The 17,012-nt window shown below is 39.3% G+C and carries 17 protein-coding genes and 4 pseudogenes; 11 read left to right on the top strand and 10 right to left on the bottom strand.

Features of this window, described 5'->3' with window-relative positions:
- Window positions 1–55 precede the first annotated feature (55 nt).
- Window positions 56–373 (top strand): recombinase family protein, encoded by a 318-nt coding sequence (locus AB3219_RS02700; protein WP_367369276.1) that lies wholly within the window; start codon window positions 56–58, stop codon window positions 371–373.
- An 84-nt stretch (window positions 374–457) separates the two neighbouring features.
- On the opposite strand, the pseudogene AB3219_RS02695 reads toward AB3219_RS02700, so the two are convergent.
- Window positions 458–1,147, bottom strand: a pseudogene (locus tag AB3219_RS02695) (IS30 family transposase); the annotation flags it as partial.
- A gap of 246 nt (window positions 1,148–1,393) precedes the next feature.
- Between AB3219_RS02695 and AB3219_RS02690 the strand changes: the two are divergent.
- From AB3219_RS02690 to AB3219_RS02675, 4 genes are all read left to right on the top strand, one after another.
- On the top strand, window positions 1,394–2,083 hold the full coding sequence (locus AB3219_RS02690) for a dihydrofolate reductase family protein (RefSeq protein WP_216754492.1): 690 nt from the start codon (window positions 1,394–1,396) through the stop codon (window positions 2,081–2,083).
- A 570-nt stretch (window positions 2,084–2,653) separates the two neighbouring features.
- Window positions 2,654–3,847, top strand: a complete 1,194-nt coding sequence (locus AB3219_RS02685) for a glycine betaine/L-proline ABC transporter ATP-binding protein (protein ID WP_216754493.1) — start codon at window positions 2,654–2,656, stop codon at window positions 3,845–3,847.
- Complete coding sequence (locus AB3219_RS02680; protein ID WP_260365942.1) at window positions 3,847–4,686, top strand: proline/glycine betaine ABC transporter permease; 840 nt, start codon at window positions 3,847–3,849, stop codon at window positions 4,684–4,686. The genes AB3219_RS02685 and AB3219_RS02680 overlap by 1 nt, the downstream gene beginning before the upstream one ends.
- Window positions 4,687–4,693: 7 nt before the next feature.
- On the top strand, window positions 4,694–5,611 hold the full coding sequence (locus AB3219_RS02675) for a glycine betaine ABC transporter substrate-binding protein (protein ID WP_034546226.1): 918 nt from the start codon (window positions 4,694–4,696) through the stop codon (window positions 5,609–5,611).
- A gap of 245 nt (window positions 5,612–5,856) precedes the next feature.
- Here the strand turns inward: AB3219_RS02675 and AB3219_RS02670 are convergent.
- The 4 genes and pseudogenes from AB3219_RS02670 to AB3219_RS02655 form a co-directional block, all read right to left on the bottom strand.
- Window positions 5,857–6,531: pseudogene (locus tag AB3219_RS02670) on the bottom strand (IS30 family transposase); the annotation flags it as partial.
- 129 nt (window positions 6,532–6,660) lie between these two features.
- Window positions 6,661–7,257 (bottom strand): recombinase family protein, encoded by a 597-nt coding sequence (locus AB3219_RS02665; protein WP_020923832.1) that lies wholly within the window; start codon window positions 7,255–7,257, stop codon window positions 6,661–6,663.
- 113 nt (window positions 7,258–7,370) lie between these two features.
- A complete protein-coding gene (locus tag AB3219_RS02660) occupies window positions 7,371–7,616 on the bottom strand; it encodes a helix-turn-helix transcriptional regulator (protein WP_367369275.1) in 246 nt (81 codons plus the stop codon).
- The gene (locus tag AB3219_RS02655) at window positions 7,592–7,975 is read right to left on the bottom strand and encodes a DUF6442 family protein (protein ID WP_236944818.1); all 384 of its coding nucleotides are present in this window, start codon (window positions 7,973–7,975) and stop codon (window positions 7,592–7,594) included. The genes AB3219_RS02660 and AB3219_RS02655 overlap by 25 nt, the downstream gene beginning before the upstream one ends.
- A gap of 96 nt (window positions 7,976–8,071) precedes the next feature.
- On the opposite strand from AB3219_RS02655, the gene AB3219_RS02650 reads away from it, so the two are divergent.
- The 3 genes from AB3219_RS02650 (at window position 8,072) to AB3219_RS02640 (ending at window position 9,534) form a co-directional block, all read left to right on the top strand.
- Window positions 8,072–8,443 (top strand): PadR family transcriptional regulator, encoded by a 372-nt coding sequence (locus AB3219_RS02650; protein ID WP_236944819.1) that lies wholly within the window; start codon window positions 8,072–8,074, stop codon window positions 8,441–8,443.
- Window positions 8,440–9,267, top strand: a complete 828-nt coding sequence (locus AB3219_RS02645) for a hypothetical protein (RefSeq protein WP_064523805.1) — start codon at window positions 8,440–8,442, stop codon at window positions 9,265–9,267. Before AB3219_RS02650 ends, AB3219_RS02645 begins: the two co-directional genes overlap by 4 nt.
- 162 nt (window positions 9,268–9,429) lie before the next feature.
- Complete coding sequence (locus AB3219_RS02640) at window positions 9,430–9,534, top strand: putative holin-like toxin (protein ID WP_016378676.1); 105 nt, start codon at window positions 9,430–9,432, stop codon at window positions 9,532–9,534.
- Window positions 9,535–9,732: 198 nt separating this feature from the next.
- Here AB3219_RS02640 and AB3219_RS02635 read toward each other — a convergent pair whose 3' ends face one another.
- A complete protein-coding gene (locus tag AB3219_RS02635; RefSeq protein WP_125574563.1) occupies window positions 9,733–10,470 on the bottom strand; it encodes a helix-turn-helix domain-containing protein in 738 nt (245 codons plus the stop codon).
- Window positions 10,471–10,760: 290 nt separating this feature from the next.
- Here AB3219_RS02635 and AB3219_RS02630 point away from each other — a divergent pair, with 290 nt between their 5' ends.
- Both AB3219_RS02630 and AB3219_RS02625 read left to right on the top strand, forming a co-directional pair.
- Window positions 10,761–11,732, top strand: coding sequence for a S41 family peptidase (locus tag AB3219_RS02630; RefSeq protein ID WP_125574562.1), 972 nt, complete (start codon window positions 10,761–10,763; stop codon window positions 11,730–11,732).
- 141 nt (window positions 11,733–11,873) lie between these two features.
- The gene (locus AB3219_RS02625) at window positions 11,874–11,963 is read left to right on the top strand and encodes a putative holin-like toxin (protein ID WP_107696660.1); all 90 of its coding nucleotides are present in this window, start codon (window positions 11,874–11,876) and stop codon (window positions 11,961–11,963) included.
- A 336-nt stretch (window positions 11,964–12,299) separates the two neighbouring features.
- Here AB3219_RS02625 and AB3219_RS02620 read toward each other — a convergent pair whose 3' ends face one another.
- Both AB3219_RS02620 and AB3219_RS02615 read right to left on the bottom strand, forming a co-directional pair.
- Window positions 12,300–13,868, bottom strand: coding sequence for a chloride channel protein (locus AB3219_RS02620; RefSeq protein WP_367369274.1), 1,569 nt, complete (start codon window positions 13,866–13,868; stop codon window positions 12,300–12,302).
- A 122-nt stretch (window positions 13,869–13,990) separates the two neighbouring features.
- Window positions 13,991–15,145 carry a cation:proton antiporter gene (locus tag AB3219_RS02615; RefSeq protein ID WP_105450232.1) on the bottom strand — a complete coding sequence of 385 codons (1,155 nt, stop codon included), beginning with the start codon at window positions 15,143–15,145 and terminating at the stop codon, window positions 13,991–13,993.
- Between the two features lie 105 nt (window positions 15,146–15,250).
- Here AB3219_RS02615 and AB3219_RS02610 point away from each other — a divergent pair.
- Window positions 15,251–16,216: pseudogene (locus AB3219_RS02610) on the top strand (IS30 family transposase).
- A gap of 120 nt (window positions 16,217–16,336) precedes the next feature.
- On the opposite strand, the pseudogene AB3219_RS02605 reads toward AB3219_RS02610, so the two are convergent.
- A pseudogene (locus AB3219_RS02605) lies at window positions 16,337–16,624 on the bottom strand (transposase); the annotation flags it as partial.
- Between the two features lie 126 nt (window positions 16,625–16,750).
- Window positions 16,751–16,996, bottom strand: a complete 246-nt coding sequence (locus AB3219_RS02600) for an integrase core domain-containing protein (protein ID WP_225426371.1) — start codon at window positions 16,994–16,996, stop codon at window positions 16,751–16,753.
- Window positions 16,997–17,012: the final 16 nt, after the last annotated feature.

The raw sequence follows: 17,012 nt of genomic DNA, 5'->3' as shown, positions 1-17,012 counted from the left end.
TTGAGTAGTTGCCCAGAAACTGACGTCAGAATTAATATGATAAGAAGGCAAATATATGAAAATTGGTTATGCTAGGGTGTCGTCTGAAAATCAGAATTTAGCTCGGCAGATTGAAGCTCTAAAAAAGTCTGGTGTAGAGAAAATATTTCAGGAAAAAGTTTCCGGAAAATCAGTTCAAAATCGCCCTGAATTGCAAAAAATGTTAGAGTTCATTCGTGAAAAAGATATTGTCACTGTTTTGGATTTAGATCGACTTGGTAGAAATGCTCAGGACATTACTGCCACCATTAACTTGATTCAACAAAAGGAAGCCACACTAGATGTTTTAAGTTTACCGAGTTTCACTGATATACAAGATGTTAACTTATGGTAGATTGTAAAATTAATCCGAACGCTGTTCGGACAAAAAAGATCAGCTTCCTTTAAAATGGTGTTTACCACAAGGTAGATTGCAAATTTAATCCGAATTTTTTGACAAATTGGTCAGCATGACCTGATAAAGTGTTTGCCAGTCAAGTATTTTAAGTGGTCTCTGATTAATTTCGAGTAAGGTGGTTTTCAAGCCTTGAGCACTAATGTGCTCAAAATAAGTCCCCTTAGGATAAAAATAGCGTAAGTTCCGATTAAATCGTTCATTACTACCACGTTCAGCTGGCGTATAAGCATGGCAGTAATAGGTCTTAATACCGTATTGTGCTTCAAGTGATACTAGACCGCTAAACTCAGTGCCACGGTCCACCGTAAAACTATGCACCGGACCATTAAAAGTGGTTAGGAACTTAGTTAGTGCTTCATTAACAGTTACTGCCGTCCGTTTTTTTAATTGGTAGGCCCAAAGGAAACGTGATTTGCGATCGATTAAGGTTAATAAAACTGCCTTACTATGCCCACGGGGGCCAACAATTGTATCTAATTCAAAATCACCGATGCGATTACGTCGATTAACCACGATGGGTCGCTGTTCAATTGACCGTCCTAATGATTGATTATATTTAGAACGGTGGTCAAGGTTACGCCGTTGGCGCACGCCATGTTCAGGCAAATCATTTAAAGAAAACTCAATTTTCCCTTGATTTAACCAATTATAAATTGATTTAGTCGCTAGTTTAAATTCGTAAGCTATCATTTCTGGTGACCACCTTAGACGTGGTAGATTGCAAATTTAATCCGAACAAGCCTGGAAACTTTCAATGGTAGTATCAACTGACTTCTTGGCTGGAAAATAGAATTTTCATTTACACACGGTAGTCGATGTATGGCAGAATAGCCCAGTAATTCACTTAACTGAATTGCTGGGCTATTCTTCATTTTAAAACTGCTTGACTTAAAGTTCGCTTTAAGGCCTATCATAGGACTATTGATATGGATTACTCACAGGGAGGGCGAAGTTAAGATGGATCGTAGTAAAGTTGTTGTTCACATGTACGTTTCGATTGATGGGAAAATTGATGGTTCGTATGGAAACGCTGATTCGAACCGATATTATTCCGACGAACTATTTCGTTTGAGTAATGCTGATGGCAATGGTCGTGAAACTATTCAAATGTACGCGGCTGCTGGCCATCCAGATTTAAGTCAGTACGATATTACCGGAATAGATTATCAAGATTGGTTACCCAATATTAAATCAGAGACTTGGACCATCGCTTTTGATCGGAAGGACAAAGACGGTTGGAATGTGAATTATTTTGATTACAATAATCATCGAAGAATGCATACGATTGAAGTGGTGACTAAACCAGTCAAAAAGGCGTACTTGGCTTATTTGCAGTCGTTAGAGATTCCATACATTGTTAGTGGCGAGACGGACTTTAACTTTGAAGACGTGTTGCGGAAATTAAAACAACATTATCAGATTGACACCTTGGCAGTGTGTGGTGGTGCCGTGATCAACGGGGCCTTTCTAAAAACTCATTTTGTGGATGAAATTTCCTTAGTCATTGCACCGCATGTTAGAGGCGATAGCACGAAAAAGGCGGCCTTTGATACGCTGGGTACCACGGTACAGGATACGTTCAAAATCAAAGCGGTTAAACAACTTGCCGATGGCGGTTTGCATGTGACCTTTGTGAAAGCAGATTAGGAACATTGTTAATATAAGCAAGCTTGTCGGCATCATGATGGCAGAATTGATGGTATTGTTTCCCATAAGTAAAATTTATCACTGTGCGTTTGCTTTGAAATTGATCTAACAGTTGGTTACTTGTAAAACCTCACTTGTAAGTCAAGTTGAATCAAAATAAGTGTAAAGGTACCCAAAGGGATCACTTCTTATAGTTGGTTGGAATTAACTATGACCATTGTAAGAGATTGCTTTGGGCTTTTTTATTTTGTTCGGATTAATTATAGAATTTGCCTATTAAAAAAATTCTAATCACGTTCTAAAGCTGGAGACTTTTAAAAAAATCAAAATTTTGATATAGTGGATTATAGTACTTTTAGGTAACCAAGAAGTTTTTGAACGCCTTATGAAGGTTGAGTAAGATGAAATTGGTTGGATATGGTGCTAATTTCTTGGTTTAGAACAAATTGGTGAATATAAAAAATGTAAATTTTATTTTGACTCATTCATAGCGTTATACACCATGTTATCCAGATTATTATTCCTTATGAATAATAATCTGGGTAACATGGTAATACATGGAGGTGTATGTTGGTGGAAAAAGTTAAAGTTAAAAATGTAACTAAGATTTTTGGAAAACAAATATCTCTAGCAAAAAAATTGTTGCGTGAGGGAAAGTCTAAAGCAGAGATCCTTTCGCAGACAGGTTGTACTGTTGGAGTTAATCAAGCTAGTTTTGCTGTTAATGAAGGTGAACTGTTTGTAATCATGGGGCTGTCTGGAAGTGGAAAGTCTACGATTATCCGAATGATCAACCGCTTGATAAATTCGACTGATGGGGATATTGAAATCGATGAACAAGGTGTGATGGGCCTCAGTAAGGAAGAATTACGTCACTTGCGCCAAGATAAGATCGGCATGGTTTTTCAAAATTTTGCCTTGTTTCCGCATAAGTCCGTATTACAAAATGCGGCTTATGGATTGGAGCTTAAAAAGTTTCCGTTAGATGTACGAAACAGGAAAGCTCATGAAGCATTGACACTAGTCGGCTTGACCGGGTATGACGACCAATATCCAGATCAGTTATCAGGCGGGATGCAGCAGCGGGTTGGTCTCGCGCGCGCTTTGGCCAATGATGCCGAGATTCTGTTGATGGACGAGGCATTTTCGGCCTTGGATCCGTTATATCGGAAAGAAATGCAGGATTTGTTATTGCAAATTCAAGAAAAAATGCATAAAACGATCATTTTTATTAGCCATGACCTGAACGAAGCTTTGAAATTAGGGGATAGGATTATGATCATGCGTGATGGCCATATCGAACAAATTGACAATCCGGAAGATATTTTGACTCACCCGGCTAATGATTACGTAGAACGCTTCATCGAAGGGGTCGACCGGACAAAGGTCCTGACGGCAAGTAGTGTAATGACGCAGGCCCAGGTGGTTAATATTGGAAAGGCTGGACCACGGGTGGCTTTGCGGAGAATGCGAGCCAACGATATCTCTTCAATATACGTGGTTGATAATGACAACAAATTCGTGGGTTTTGCCGATGCGCATGATGTTTCGGATCTGATTAAGAAGGGCAGTGAAGACCTGAAGTCAGTTCTTAGGACAGACGTGCCTAAGACAAGTGTGGATATGCCAATCAATGCATTGATTAACGATATTTCGAAGGCAGCAATTCCTTATGTCGTGTTGGATGATGACGATCATCTACTAGGCATCATTCTACGGAGTTCTGTTTTGGCGGCTATCGCTGGGGAAGAGGTGAGTGCTTAATGAATATTGGAAAAATACCTTTAGCGGATTGGATCAACTCAGGTGTTGACTGGCTGAGTCAATTTACCGGATTTTTTAATAGTGTGACGATCTTTTTCCAGGTAATCATTGACGGTATTCAATGGGCTTTTGACTTCTTGCCGCAATGGGTCTTTATCTTGGTGGTCTTAGCACTCACGTACTGGGTTAAACGAGGACAAAAGAAAATTAGTTTCATGGTGTTTGAAGTTTTGGGGCTGTTATTGATCTGGAACTTAGGATACTGGCGTGATATGACCCAGACCTTGACGTTAGTTTTGTCGTCTAGTTTGATTGCAATCGTTGTTGGGATTCCACTTGGAATTTGGATGGCAAAAAGTTCAAGAGCTGAGATCGTAATCAAACCAATTCTTGACTTCATGCAGACCTTGCCAGCGTTTGTTTATCTAATACCGGCCGTTTCATTTTTTGGTATCGGGATGGTACCGGGGGTGTTGGCTTCAGTGATTTTTGCGACGCCACCGACAGTGCGAATGACAAACTTGGGAATCCGGCAGGTGCCAAGTGACTTGATCGAGGTAGCGGATTCCTTTGGCTCGACCAGCTGGCAAAAGCTAATCAAATTACAGTTACCACTAGCAAAAACAACAATAATGTCCGGAATTAATCAAACGATGATGCTTGGACTTTCAATGGTCGTGATTGCATCAATGATTGGCGCCCTTGGTTTAGGAACTCAGGTTTACTTTGCTGTGGGGCGTAATGATGCCGGGGCAGGATTTGCCGCAGGAATTGCTGTGGTTATTGTAGCTATTATTTTGGATCGAATCACACAATCGTTCAACAAAACATCCAGATAAAGGGGGAATGATTAGTTTGAAGAAAAGAATTCTCCGTTATTTGCAAATGGCCACAGTGATTATATGTTTGACAGCCATAGTTAGTGCTTGTGCTAAACCAGCTGAATACGACTCACATAAAAAGTTAGGACCGCAAATCAATTATACGATTACAGGGATCGAAGCTGGTGCGGGTGAAATGGCTAATACACAAACATTGTTGTCAAAATATAAGTTGAAACAGGCTAACTGGCAGATCATGCCAAGTTCTACAGCTGCGATGATTAGCACGTTATCCAAGGCAGTTAAAAATAAACAGCCTATCGTTGTTACTGGCTGGCAGCCACACTGGATGGTTGCTAAATATTCGTTGAAATTTTTAAAAGATCCAAAACATGTTTATGGTAATGGTGAATCAATGCGCACCATTACACGTAAAGGGTTGGAAAAAGATAATCCAGGTGCTACTAAGTTACTAAAGAATTTCCATTGGACAATTTCAATGTCAAATCCAGTAATGTTGAACATAAACGGTGGCATGAATAAGCAAAAAGCTGTCAATCAGTTTATTAAAAACCATCCTAAACAAGTCAAAGCATGGACAGCGGGGGTGCCAAACGGTCATGGCAAAAAAATTAAATTAGTTTATACACCATATGACTATGAAATTGCGGCAACCACTTTAGTAACGACTTTGTTGAAGCAAAAAGGATATAAAGCTACAATGCAACAGTTAGACGTGGGAGTTATGTGGAATTCGATAGCTAATGGTAGTTCTGACGCTTCCGTGACTGCTGAGTTACCAGTTACCCAGGGCTTGTATGCCAAGAAGTACAAAGGTAAGTATGTTCAATTGCGCAAAAATTTGAAGGGTGCTCAAACAGGGTTGGCAGTTCCCAAATATATGAAGAATATTAATACTGTTGATGATCTAAAAAACAAATGATATTGGCTGTAAAATTTCTGGCATTGGACCACACCAATGCCAGTTTTTTTGTTATTTGTCATGTGAAGTTGATGGAATCCTTATGAAGTATCTGGAGCTTAATTGGTCTAGGTACTTTTTTATACCGTCACAGTTTGACGTGCTGGGTGAAGCCATTGGCGTTGAATCTTAATACGGTTGACAAAGTTCTCCAAATTACGGAAGCCAAAAGCAGTGTTTTTAATCTCCCGAATTGTCAAATTAAGTTAGAAATTTTTTAACTGTTCATCTGTAATCTGACTGATGAATGCTTCCAGAGGTGTCTGGTAACCCAAACTTTTTCGTGGGATGTGGTTTCGTCGACTGGCAACTGCTTGAACAAATCCATCTGATAGCTGGTCCATAATAAGATTGTGACGTAAACCATCTTTACGCAGCAGACCATTGGTGTTCTCATTTAAACCACGTTGATTGGGTGCTCCGACAGCGGCAAAGTAAATATTTAAATCAAATTGGTTAGCAATGGTTCGCCAACCGGCGAACTCCTTACCATTGTCAAACGTAATTGACTTAAATAGGTGTCGTGGCAGCTTCGAAAGCCATCCTGCTAAACTACGATTGACATCGTGTGCCGACTTGGTATGCGAATTCAGCACAATTGCGACCTTAGTTTGTCGTTCAACCAGCGTGGTTACCGCACCCTGATGGTTTTTACCTTGAACCGTGTCACCTTCTAAATGGCCGAATTCTTGATTAAAATTAGGATAGTCCTGATAACGATTCTTTAAATCCCTGCCCAATTGACCCGCTTTCCCACGGCGTTCAATGTAACCATTAGGGTGCCGTTTGCCGTGCATCGGTAAATCTTTGGTCGACAACCCCAAAACACCGCGTTTGAAAAGGCGGTAAAGGGTTCGAACCCCACAGCTGAAAGCCCGTTCTAGTTGCTTATTCATATTTGCTTGCCCCCAACGCTAATTATTGAAATATAGCATTGCAAAATACTAATCCTAAATACGAAGAAAAGCAACTATGCCATATACATCATAATGAAATCACTTTAAAGAAGCTCATAATTTACAATCTACCTTAACATTAAATTTCTTTCGATACCTTATAAAGGTTGTCCGTTTAATTCCTGTATTACGGGCAACATCGACATCACTCATGCCTGCCTGATAAAGTTTAAAAGCATGTTGCAAGCGGGGATCGTCTTGGGTGTATTGGGGTTTACGCCCATGATATTTACCCTGCTGCTTAGCTAAGGCAATCCCTTGTTGCTGGCGCTCAATGATTCGCTTACGTTCACTTTCGGCCTGATACTTATAGAGTTCAATAATCAAGTTGGTCATCAGTTGACGTAAATTTGGGTCAGCAATCCCTGTCATGGACGGCAAATTTAACACATCTAGGGTGGCACCCTTATTTTGAATGGAGTTCATGATCTTAGTCAAATCATGGTTGTTTCTGCCTAAGCGATCTAATTCAGTGACCATTACAATATCACCCTCACGAATATAGGCCAGCATTTTTTGCAGTTCTGGCCGATTAGTGTTAGCCCCACTTAATTTATCCGTAAATAATTTATCAACGTCTTTTAAAGCCGCTAATTGTCGATCTAAATGTTGCTCCTTGGAACTCACACGCGCATAACCGATTTTAGCCATTTCTAGCTCTCCTTTTTGGACAGTTCTAATGAACATCTGTATTTCCTAGTATAGCACAGAAATAAAAACGGCCACTAGGGTATACCCTAGTGGCTATATGTTATAATTCGGTCCTATTCTTCTTTAAAATAAAACAAAGCTTCAAATTTCTTGTCCAGAGCAAGACATAAAAGCAGTGCCAATTTTGCTGACGGTACAAATTCACCAGTCTCGATATTGCTGATTTTTTGGCGTGAAACCCCAACTAACTTCGCTAGTTGGGGTTGATTCAGACTCTTTTCTGCTCGCGCAACTTTTAAGTGATTTTCTAAAATTATGTTTTTCAAGACAACTTCTACCCTCCAATTACCACAAGCCATGCAGTGTAGAAGACCGCTACGATTAGGAAGAACGACGTCAGAATAGATGCCAGAGAGTGTTTCTGGATGACTTGTGCTATTTCAACGCCTAACCTGCCAAGTAAAATCAAAAAGAACACATCACTAAGAGGTTCATGCCGAAATAACCGGATAATTAACATGAAGAGTAAAACCAGCGAGTAAAATCCAAATATAATACTTTGACTTTTTAAAATGGTATTCCTTTTCCCTTCATCATCCTTTGCCAGTTGAGCTGCTTTTAATATTTTGTTTTTGTCCATTGTAGCGCCTCTATTGTCAAGTAAACTAGTCAACACTAGACTTTGTGGAGGAATAAAAGTAATAATGATCTTAGCCATTCAGTCTAAGTAATCAGACTATTTGAGCGCTTGTTAAAACATATCTAACTAGTTTGCTTTACAAACCAGTTAGATATGTTATGCTACTAATATGCAATGCAAAGTAGTGAAGAAGGTGATTACTTGTCCCAATCAGATATTTCCAGCCAAATGCTTAAAGGTATTTTCCAAGGGTGTTTGCTACTTCTAATTAATCATCAACCTTATTATGGTTATGCAATTAGCCAAGAACTTTCAAAATATGGCTTTACAGACGTTCCTAAGGGGACAATTTATCCACTGCTGATGAATATGGAGAGAAAAGGGCTGATTGTCGGTAAAACTAAGCCTTCCAAAGAGGGCCCACAACGAAAATATTACTATATAACCAGCACTGGGAAGCAAGCTCGAAAAACCTTTCTAACTCAATGGGCTAATCTCTCAATCAACGTTAATGACCTAATCAACGAAAGAAGGAACGACCAATGAATAGCGATAATTTGATCAAAGCTAACAACCTGCTTCGCAAAAAATTGACCTCTGAAAATCAAAAGTATTATGAAGATTTGCTAACTTATATCCGTGGGAAGTCAACCTTTAATCGAGAAAAGGACGTTGAACAGCTTTTGTTAGAAATCCTACATGATTTAATTGACGCTCAAAACAATGGTCAAAACGCAGAAGACTATTTTGGAAAAAATCCACAAACATTAGCTGATGAAATCCTCCAAACATTACCCAAATCATTCTTTGAAACATTTAAACTAGCTTGTTACATCTTGATTGGTTATGTCCTTTTATTTGCCACTCCCAATATCGTATTACCAACATCAAATTTAGATTTTGGTAAACTGATTATTCTCGGCACAATTAGCTTTGTTTTTTCACTCGTAGTCTTGTGGTTAATTGGACAAGAAACTTATCAAAAAAACAAGTTGATAAAATTGGCCAGCTACGTGCTTGGAACAATTACTTTCGCTGGTATCGTTATTGGCAGCGTCTTCTTAAAAACGCCGCTTGCGATTAGTTTACCTGGCTGGTATGGGATTGGAACCATTCTCGTTTTGCTTACCATCACAACAATGATTTATACAGCTGAGCGTAAACGGCTACCGTTTCTAATCATTGTTTATATTTTTATTGTGATTGATTCTCTACTTGGAATTGGTACCCGAATTCCTGGCCTCTCCGTTTTTCTAAACCAACCAATTCCTAAATCAACAGCACTATGGGTACTAGTGATTGGAGGACCGATCGTCGCACTCATTTGTGGGTTTGGCTCTTGGTGGTATTTAAAAAAGCATGAAAATTAGTGACGTAACAAATAAAGATGAGCAGTAACTGTTCGACACATATTTTTCCTGTATAATTAAAACTTGTAGAGAAGTTAAGGCGGTGGCTATTTCCGATCGGAGGTGGTGCTTATGGTGTTAATCCTTTAAAGCCCATAATTCCTAACGAAAGGAGTAGCCTAAGTGTCCGTTGCGGACGCTTTACAATTAATGCTGGCTTTCGGTACTTTTATCGTAGCCTTGATCGCATTAATTGTTGAGCTGATCAAAAGTCAGCAAAAAAAATAACCGCCTTAGCTTGGCACAGCTAGCGGTTATTTTAAGTCGTTAATTAATGCCACCGTCTTAAACGGCTCTACATGGGAAGCCCTGTTCACGCGGGGCTTCCTTTTTATGCCTTTATTATAGCATGACTACAGCTGGATTTCGACTATTTTTAATCAGCTTCTTTAGCAGTTTTAATGTGATTAATCAACATTAATTTTCTTAATTAAACGGCCACCACGGAAATCGTTTAGTAATCCGTCGTTCTGCATGAGTATCGTAAGCCACATAATGATTACCAGTTTGTTCACGCATCATTAGGGGGATCTGCGCACGAGAGACCAGACGAATATTTGAAACATAGGAGCCTTTATGAGCAACAAGTGCCCAACGCTGTTTAGAACTATATTGTCCGGTATAAAACTTTAGCCAACTACCACTACCAAAAGGATCATCAGCTACAAACGCATCAACTCGCTGTGGGGTTTTAACAGCAGCAACATGCTTGTTTTTACCATCACTATCAATGATAGTTGTCTTTTCCTTCTTCTCTAGTACCTGATTAGGGAGTACCGCATAACCATATTGAACTCTCAAAAAAGGGTTGAAGCGATCAATCCATTCATTTTGCGTGGCACGCCCAAACCCTAATATACTTAACCATAAAAACAGTAGCACAATAATTCTCAACACAATTAGTAAGTAGCGTTTGTATTTATTTTTATCCCGCACATCTTGACTAATTTTATTAACCATAATATTTCCATCACCTTTAAGTAAGATATCTAGAGGAACAGCTAAAAATTCACTTAAATTTACTAATGTGTCTAAATTTGGATAACTTAAATTATTTTCCCAGCGTGATAGCGTTTGACGTGTCACATGTAATTTATCAGCCAATTGTTGCTGGGTTAAGTGCAGTTCTTTTCTTTTTTTCCGTAATACATTAGCAAATTGCAATTTAATAGCCCTCCTTAACTTTTAAGATAGCAGAAATCTCGCGAATGTAACGCAATTACCATGTTACATTGCCCGTTTTCCCGTATTAAACGAAAGAACACTGATTCCATCTGGCAATGGCAACCAGAAAACCACGTCTGATATTTTTTTGTGGTGAGCTTCATTGGAGTAGCGATTACGTAAGATAGCGACCCTTCTTGAAGCTAACTCATTTACAAATATCCCATGATGGTTAAGCATATTCCCTAATGTGTTAAAATTAAATTGTGAGTATCTTTAAGGATTAAGGAGTGAATTCTTTGAAAAAACACAAAAAATTAATTATCTCGTTAATAGTAACTATGCTAGTGATTATTTCTGGAGGAATATACATAGGATATCAGTATGGCCCTAACTTTAACTTCTACTTGGTCCCACCAACCCCTAAAAGAGACGCCATGCTGGCTTTTAATAAAATATCGTCCACAGGGATCTATACAGAAAATCAAGCGCAGAAAAATAGGATGACAGAGATTCGCAATAACATTTCAAATAAGCATACCTACAAAGAAATTTATCCACTGTTAAAACAAGCCTTGGCAATTAAGGGTGGTAAGCACGCTTCTTTGATAACTCCATCAGAAGTAAAAAAAGAAGTTTCACAATACAAAGCCCCAACTAGCAGTGTTAAAAATAATATCTTATACGTCCACTTACCAGAATTCAGTGGATCATCATCACAAGGAAAAAGATACGCAAACACAATTTATTATAAGCTAACTAGTAAAACATATAAGGGTATTATCATTGATCTTAGGAATAACCTAGGTGGTGACATTGGCCCAATGTTAGCTGGAATTTCGCCAGTTGTCCCTAATGGAAAATTATTTGAAATAGTTAATTCGGCAAACAATCCTACGAGTGTAACCTTACACGAGAGTGTTACTAACAACATGGGAACTAAGATAGAACTCGGCAAGGTAAAAAAAGTCACAGGAATGCCGGTTGCGGTGATACTCAATCGATGGACTGCTAGTTCAGGTGAGCTAACAGCTTTAGCACTTGAAACCAATCCTAACGTTAAAACTTTTGGTGGTGACTCTGCTGGGTATACTAGTATCAATGATACGTACACTATGTACAATGGTGCTCAAGTCAACATAACTGCTGAAAAGATCAAAAAAAATAATGGGCAAGTACTCTTCAATAATAAAATTAAACCTGACGTTCAAACTAACAAGCCAATTGTTCAAGCTGACAATTGGCTATTAACTCAAAACTAGTTTTTGGTTAGAGATCGGTTGATCTCTAGCTTCCACTGTATAATAGATTAAACAAGAAGTTTTAAGGGCGGTGGCTGTCTTTTCCCTTGCGAGGTGAGGCCATGGGAACATGGAATAATCTTCAGGAAGGTTTCACAGTCAATGAGCGTCTTCCAGGCACTCTCGTTGATGTTGCTGTTTGGCACGTTTTTAATCGCGCTACTCAGCTATATCGACAAGCACCACAAATAAAAAAGCCGCCCTGCGTAACTTTGGTAGGTTACAGGGTAGCTTAATGCTGTCTTATTAACTTCGCCACCGCCTTTGAAGCGGCTTGCGTAGGAAGTCTTGTTAGCGCAAGGCTTCCTTTTCTGTCTACATTATAGCATGACTATGAAAAATTGGGTAGCAAGGCATTTTCGGCATATTATTTATCTTTGTATTTTTCAAAATAGGTTCAACTAATTCTGTTTCAGCGTTTTTCGTACTTCACCGTATTTGTATATAGTTTTCCAATATGTTTATGTCTGCCAACGGACCCACTTAATCTGATACCTACCATTATGATAAACCAATTTACCTATTAACTTAGTCTTGGTGCTTTTTTTCTAAGGTTGCTAATAATGCATCAATCCGTTGTTTAACTTGGGGTCGTTGGGTTGTATCAGTTAACAGTACTAACGTATCACCTTCATGAATCAAGGTGTCACCATGTGGAATCACTTCTTGTTCGCCACGCCGGATTCCAATGAGCAGTGCTTCTTTAGGCCATGGCATGTCTCGGACCATTTTGCCGTTTAAGGGACTGCCAAAGAAAACCGGTATTTCCAAATGATCAGGTCGATGAAGTTGCTGAACAGTTTTAGGCATTGTCATCTGCTTAAGCAATGCTTCATAGATTGGTGCACCGCCTAATAAATCAACAACAAGGTAAGCAGTTAACGATATGACTGCTAATGGCATTAAATGTGTTAAATTGCCAACCATTTCTGTTACCAGCAAGATAGCTGTGAAGGGAGCTTTTCCGATTCCAGCAAAGTAACCGGCCATGGAAAAAATGATTAGGTTCATGATATAGACATGCGATAATAATCCTAATTGATTCATTAAGACGCCATAAACCGCACCAATCACAGCACCTAAAGAAAGAATCGGCAAGAAAATACCGCCAGGTAATCCGGAACCATATGAAATCATTGAAAAGACGAATCGTATAATAAAAATTGCAATTAGTACAAACAAAGGTGGAACATGCTGGCCAAATCCCAAAATTAAGCCATTACCACCACCGAGTAAATTTGGCGAAAAGTAACCAACTAAAATTACCAGCAGAAATGGTACGATACCTTGTATTGGGCGTGGCAAATGTGTCAATTGATGATACCACCTAGGCATAACTAACAAGACCCGTTGATATAAGTAACCAAATAATCCCAAAACAATGCCGAGTAAAATTAAGTGCCAATAATTTGATACTGGTAAACTACGTGAATAACTTAAATGTAACACGGGAACAAGTCCGAAAACATTCAGCGAAATAAGATTTGAACCAATTGCTCCGGCTAATGCTGTTAACCAAACCAGCGGTGAAAAATTATGGTAAATCTCTTCTAAGACAAATAGAGTTCCAGCAATGGGGGCATTAAACGCTGCTGCTAATCCAGCAGCGGCGCCTGATGCAATTAGTAGTCGGCGATCAGTTCCTGATAACTTAAACTCAGAAGCGAAACCTTGACCAACTGACGCACTTAATTGAATCGCTGGTCCTTCTCGTCCGAGAAATAATCCAGGTCCCAATGCCAGAATACCACCGATAAATTTTCGCCAAAGAATTGACCACCAGTGCATTTCCAATTCACCAGCCAATTGACCTTCAACTTGCGGAATTCCAGAACCAGCGATATAAGGTTCTCTCTTGAGAAGTCGAGCCACAATTAACGCTAAACCAAGGTTGATGCCTATCAACAATGCCCATTCCCACCAAACAAACGGCGCGATTCGTAAGTATCTATATACCAATCGACTATAGTGCAGCCCTATCTCAATACAATAGCGAAATAAGCTAACAACGGTGCCACTCATTAAACCCACAAGCAGGCCGAGTAAAACAAATCGCAAACGAGTAACGTCAAATTTTTCTTTTACAAGCTGTATCAAATAACTAATCCTCCATTATAACCAATATTATATAATTTAGTACTTAATTAAACTAGGCAATATCTCGATGAAATCTAGTAGTTATTTTTCACAGAGAAGGGGTGTCATACCGCTAAAATGTTTTAGTAGTTTATATGACGAGCCGCATGTTTGAGTAGTAATGGTGCTAATAACGTTGTTAGGATAATGGCAGTGATAATTGCCGAATAGTAATCATCACTGATTAGTTTGGATTGGTAGCCTATTTGAGCGATAATCAAGGCCATTTCCCCACGCGAGACCATCCCTGCACCAACGAGGTAAGCTTCATTCGAACTGAATCCGGCCCATTTAGCCCCACTCCCCGCTCCTAATAGTTTCGTCAGTGTTGCCACAATTGTCAATACGATAATTAATAACAAATCGTGTTCTATGCCAGCTAGTGACATACTTAAACCAATTGAAACGAAGAATACAGGAATGAAAATCGCATAACCGATTGGTTCGATACTTTGATCAACTTCATGAGCTACATGAGTTTGTGCAATCGCAATTCCTGCAAAAAAGGCCCCAATTACTGCACTCAGTCCAATCAGATTTGCAATATATGCCATACCAAAACACAAAATCATCGCCATTATAGTAGGTCCCACTGGATTCAATAATTTGGTGCCTAGTCTAGCGAGGAGAGGGGCGATAAAACGCATCACGAAATAAATTGCGGCAAAGTAAATTAGCTGCTCTAAAAAAGTCAGAGCTAGCGGTATCTGGGTATCCGTACCAGCCTTTGTACCTATTAAACTGACCATAATGCTAAGTAAAACGACAGCTAGCACATCGTCAACCACCGCGGCACCGAGGACTGTTGAACCGCTCTTACTATCAAGTAAATTTAGTTCTTTCATGACAGCAACTGAAATTGAAACCGACGTTGCGGCAAAAATAACGCTCAAAAACAAGCTTTCAAATTGTGTCAAGCCAAAAACAATACCAACTGGATAGATCAGTACCATTGGAATCAAAACTCCTAACAACGCGACAATTATGCTAGGACGCAAATATTTTTTAAGCAATGTAAGATCACTCTCAAGTCCGGCGATAAACATTAAGATGATAACCCCAATCTCTGAAAAAATATGGATAAAATCATTGGCGCGAACCCAATTCAACAACGCAGGGCCAAGAATAATTCCAACAAATAATTGACCGATCACTGCTGGGATACCAACCCTAGAGGCTAGATGGCCAAATAGACTAGTTGCAATCAAGATGATCACCAAGGTACCTAAAAATTCCAAACAAAAACCTCCTCATACCCCGGTTTGTAAAATTAAGTTAGAAATTTAAAAAGCCATTTGTGATAGACTTTTGAGTGTCAAAATCAAAAGAAAGGCTGATCACAAATGACCTATACTCATCTTACTATAGACGAACTTGCCACAATTTATTCTTTTTGGAAACTCGGTAAAAAGGCTTATCTAGTGGCCCCAGCGCTCCATCGGAGTGCTGAAACTGTGTATCGTATTTATCGGTTTCTTGACGCTGGCGGTACGATTATTGATTACCAATGCCACTATCGAAAGCATAAACAACATTGTGGGCGTAAACCAATTCAACTACGCCCTGATGAACTGGCCTATATTCAAGCCAAAACTCAAGCTGGTTGGCAACCAGATACCATTATTAATCGCCAAGAACGGGCTTTCAGCTGTGGGGTTCGAACCCTTTACCGCCTTTTCAAACGCGGTGTTTTGGGGTTGTCGACCAAAGATTTACCGATGCACGGCAAACGGCACCCTAATGGTTACATTGAACGCCGTGGGAAAGCGGGTCAATTGGGCAGGGATTTAAAGAATCGTTATCAGGACTATCCTAATTTTAATCAATAATTCGGCCATTTAGAAGGTGACACGGTTCAAGGTAAAAACCATCAGGGTGCGGTAACCACGCTGGTTGAACGACAAACTAAGGTCGCAATTGTGCTGAATTCGCATACCAAGTCGGCACACGATGTCAATCGTAGTTTAGCAGGATGGCTTTCGAAGCTGCCACGACACCTATTTAAGTCAATTACGTTTGACAATGGTAAGGAGTTCGCCGGTTGGCGAACCATTGCTAACCAATTTGATTTAAATATTTACTTTGCCGCTGTCGGAGCACCCAATCAACGTGGTTTAAATGAGAACACCAATGGTCTGCTGCGTAAAGATGGTTTACGTCACAATCTTATTATGGACCAGCTATCAGATGGATTTGTTCAAGCAGTTGCCAGTCGACGAAACCACATCCCACGAAAAAGTTTGGGTTACCAGACACCTCTGGAAGCATTCATCAGTCAGATTACAGATGAACAGTTAAAAAATTTCTAACTTAATTTGACAATTCGGGTTATAATAAATTGATTCAAACTCATTATGAACGTTAGAAATAGGGAGTGTCAAGAAGTTTGTGTAAAAGGGATTGCCCTTTCTCCATAAAATTAAATCTTTTCAGTCGAAAAGTGATTCTAATGTATCCTTAACTTGTCCGAATCCACGATGAATTCGATTAAAGTTCTTTTCGTTGTAACTAATTACTTGCACTCCAATGAAATTGTCTAATGATTTTTCATTGGGAAACTGTTCTTTTGCTTTAGTCTTGCGTTTAATCTTTTTATTTAGCGATTCTATAATATTTGTTGAATAAATGGTTGGGCGTATTGCGGCTGGAAAAGCCAAAAAAGCTAATAATTCCTTTTCAATTGACCTAATGTGACTAATCAGATTTGTGTATTGCTTTTCCTGGATTGAAGTCAATATTTGAGACAGATTTTAAGAGACATTCAGAACCGCGTTTACCTTCCACAGCCCAAATAAATCATTAATCGCGATTAATAACTTATTTGAACCCTGGAAAGCATTAAATCAGGCGGCCATTTGGCTCGTAAGTGTTGCAATTTCAACTTGTAAGGGGGTCTGGTAGCCCAGTGAACTATGAATTCTCTTCCTATTGTAGAAAGCATGCACATATTCAAAAAGGACGGCAGCGGCAGTTTCATAATCTTCAAAGACCGGCACTGGATAAACACATTCCTTTTTGAGGGAAGCATGAAAAGATTCCATTGGTGCATTATCGTATGGACACCCCTTACGGCTGTAAGAGTGGCGGATATGTAGTTCTGTTAAC

Origin of the sequence: Pediococcus ethanolidurans (genome assembly GCF_964062635.1) — a bacterium.
Classification (GTDB): domain Bacteria; phylum Bacillota; class Bacilli; order Lactobacillales; family Lactobacillaceae; genus Pediococcus; species Pediococcus ethanolidurans.
Note: the sequence above shows the minus strand (reverse complement) of the source record. Positions and strands in the feature narration are given on the sequence as shown.

Coding starts and splice junctions, on each gene's coding strand:
- AB3219_RS02690 (WP_216754492.1), top strand. CDS start 1,394: ATGGATCGTAGTAAAGTTGTTGTTCACATGTACGTTTCGATTGATGGG.
- AB3219_RS02675 (WP_034546226.1), top strand. CDS start 4,694: ATGATTAGTTTGAAGAAAAGAATTCTCCGTTATTTGCAAATGGCCACA.
- AB3219_RS02645 (WP_064523805.1), top strand. CDS start 8,440: ATGAATAGCGATAATTTGATCAAAGCTAACAACCTGCTTCGCAAAAAA.
- AB3219_RS02625 (WP_107696660.1), top strand. CDS start 11,874: ATGAGCGTCTTCCAGGCACTCTCGTTGATGTTGCTGTTTGGCACGTTT.
- AB3219_RS02700 (WP_367369276.1), top strand. CDS start 56: ATGAAAATTGGTTATGCTAGGGTGTCGTCTGAAAATCAGAATTTAGCT.
- AB3219_RS02660 (WP_367369275.1), bottom strand. CDS start 7,616: ATGGCTTGTGGTAATTGGAGGGTAGAAGTTGTCTTGAAAAACATAATT.
- AB3219_RS02665 (WP_020923832.1), bottom strand. CDS start 7,257: ATGGCTAAAATCGGTTATGCGCGTGTGAGTTCCAAGGAGCAACATTTA.
- AB3219_RS02680 (WP_260365942.1), top strand. CDS start 3,847: ATGAATATTGGAAAAATACCTTTAGCGGATTGGATCAACTCAGGTGTT.
- AB3219_RS02650 (WP_236944819.1), top strand. CDS start 8,072: ATGCAAAGTAGTGAAGAAGGTGATTACTTGTCCCAATCAGATATTTCC.
- AB3219_RS02655 (WP_236944818.1), bottom strand. CDS start 7,975: ATGGCTAAGATCATTATTACTTTTATTCCTCCACAAAGTCTAGTGTTG.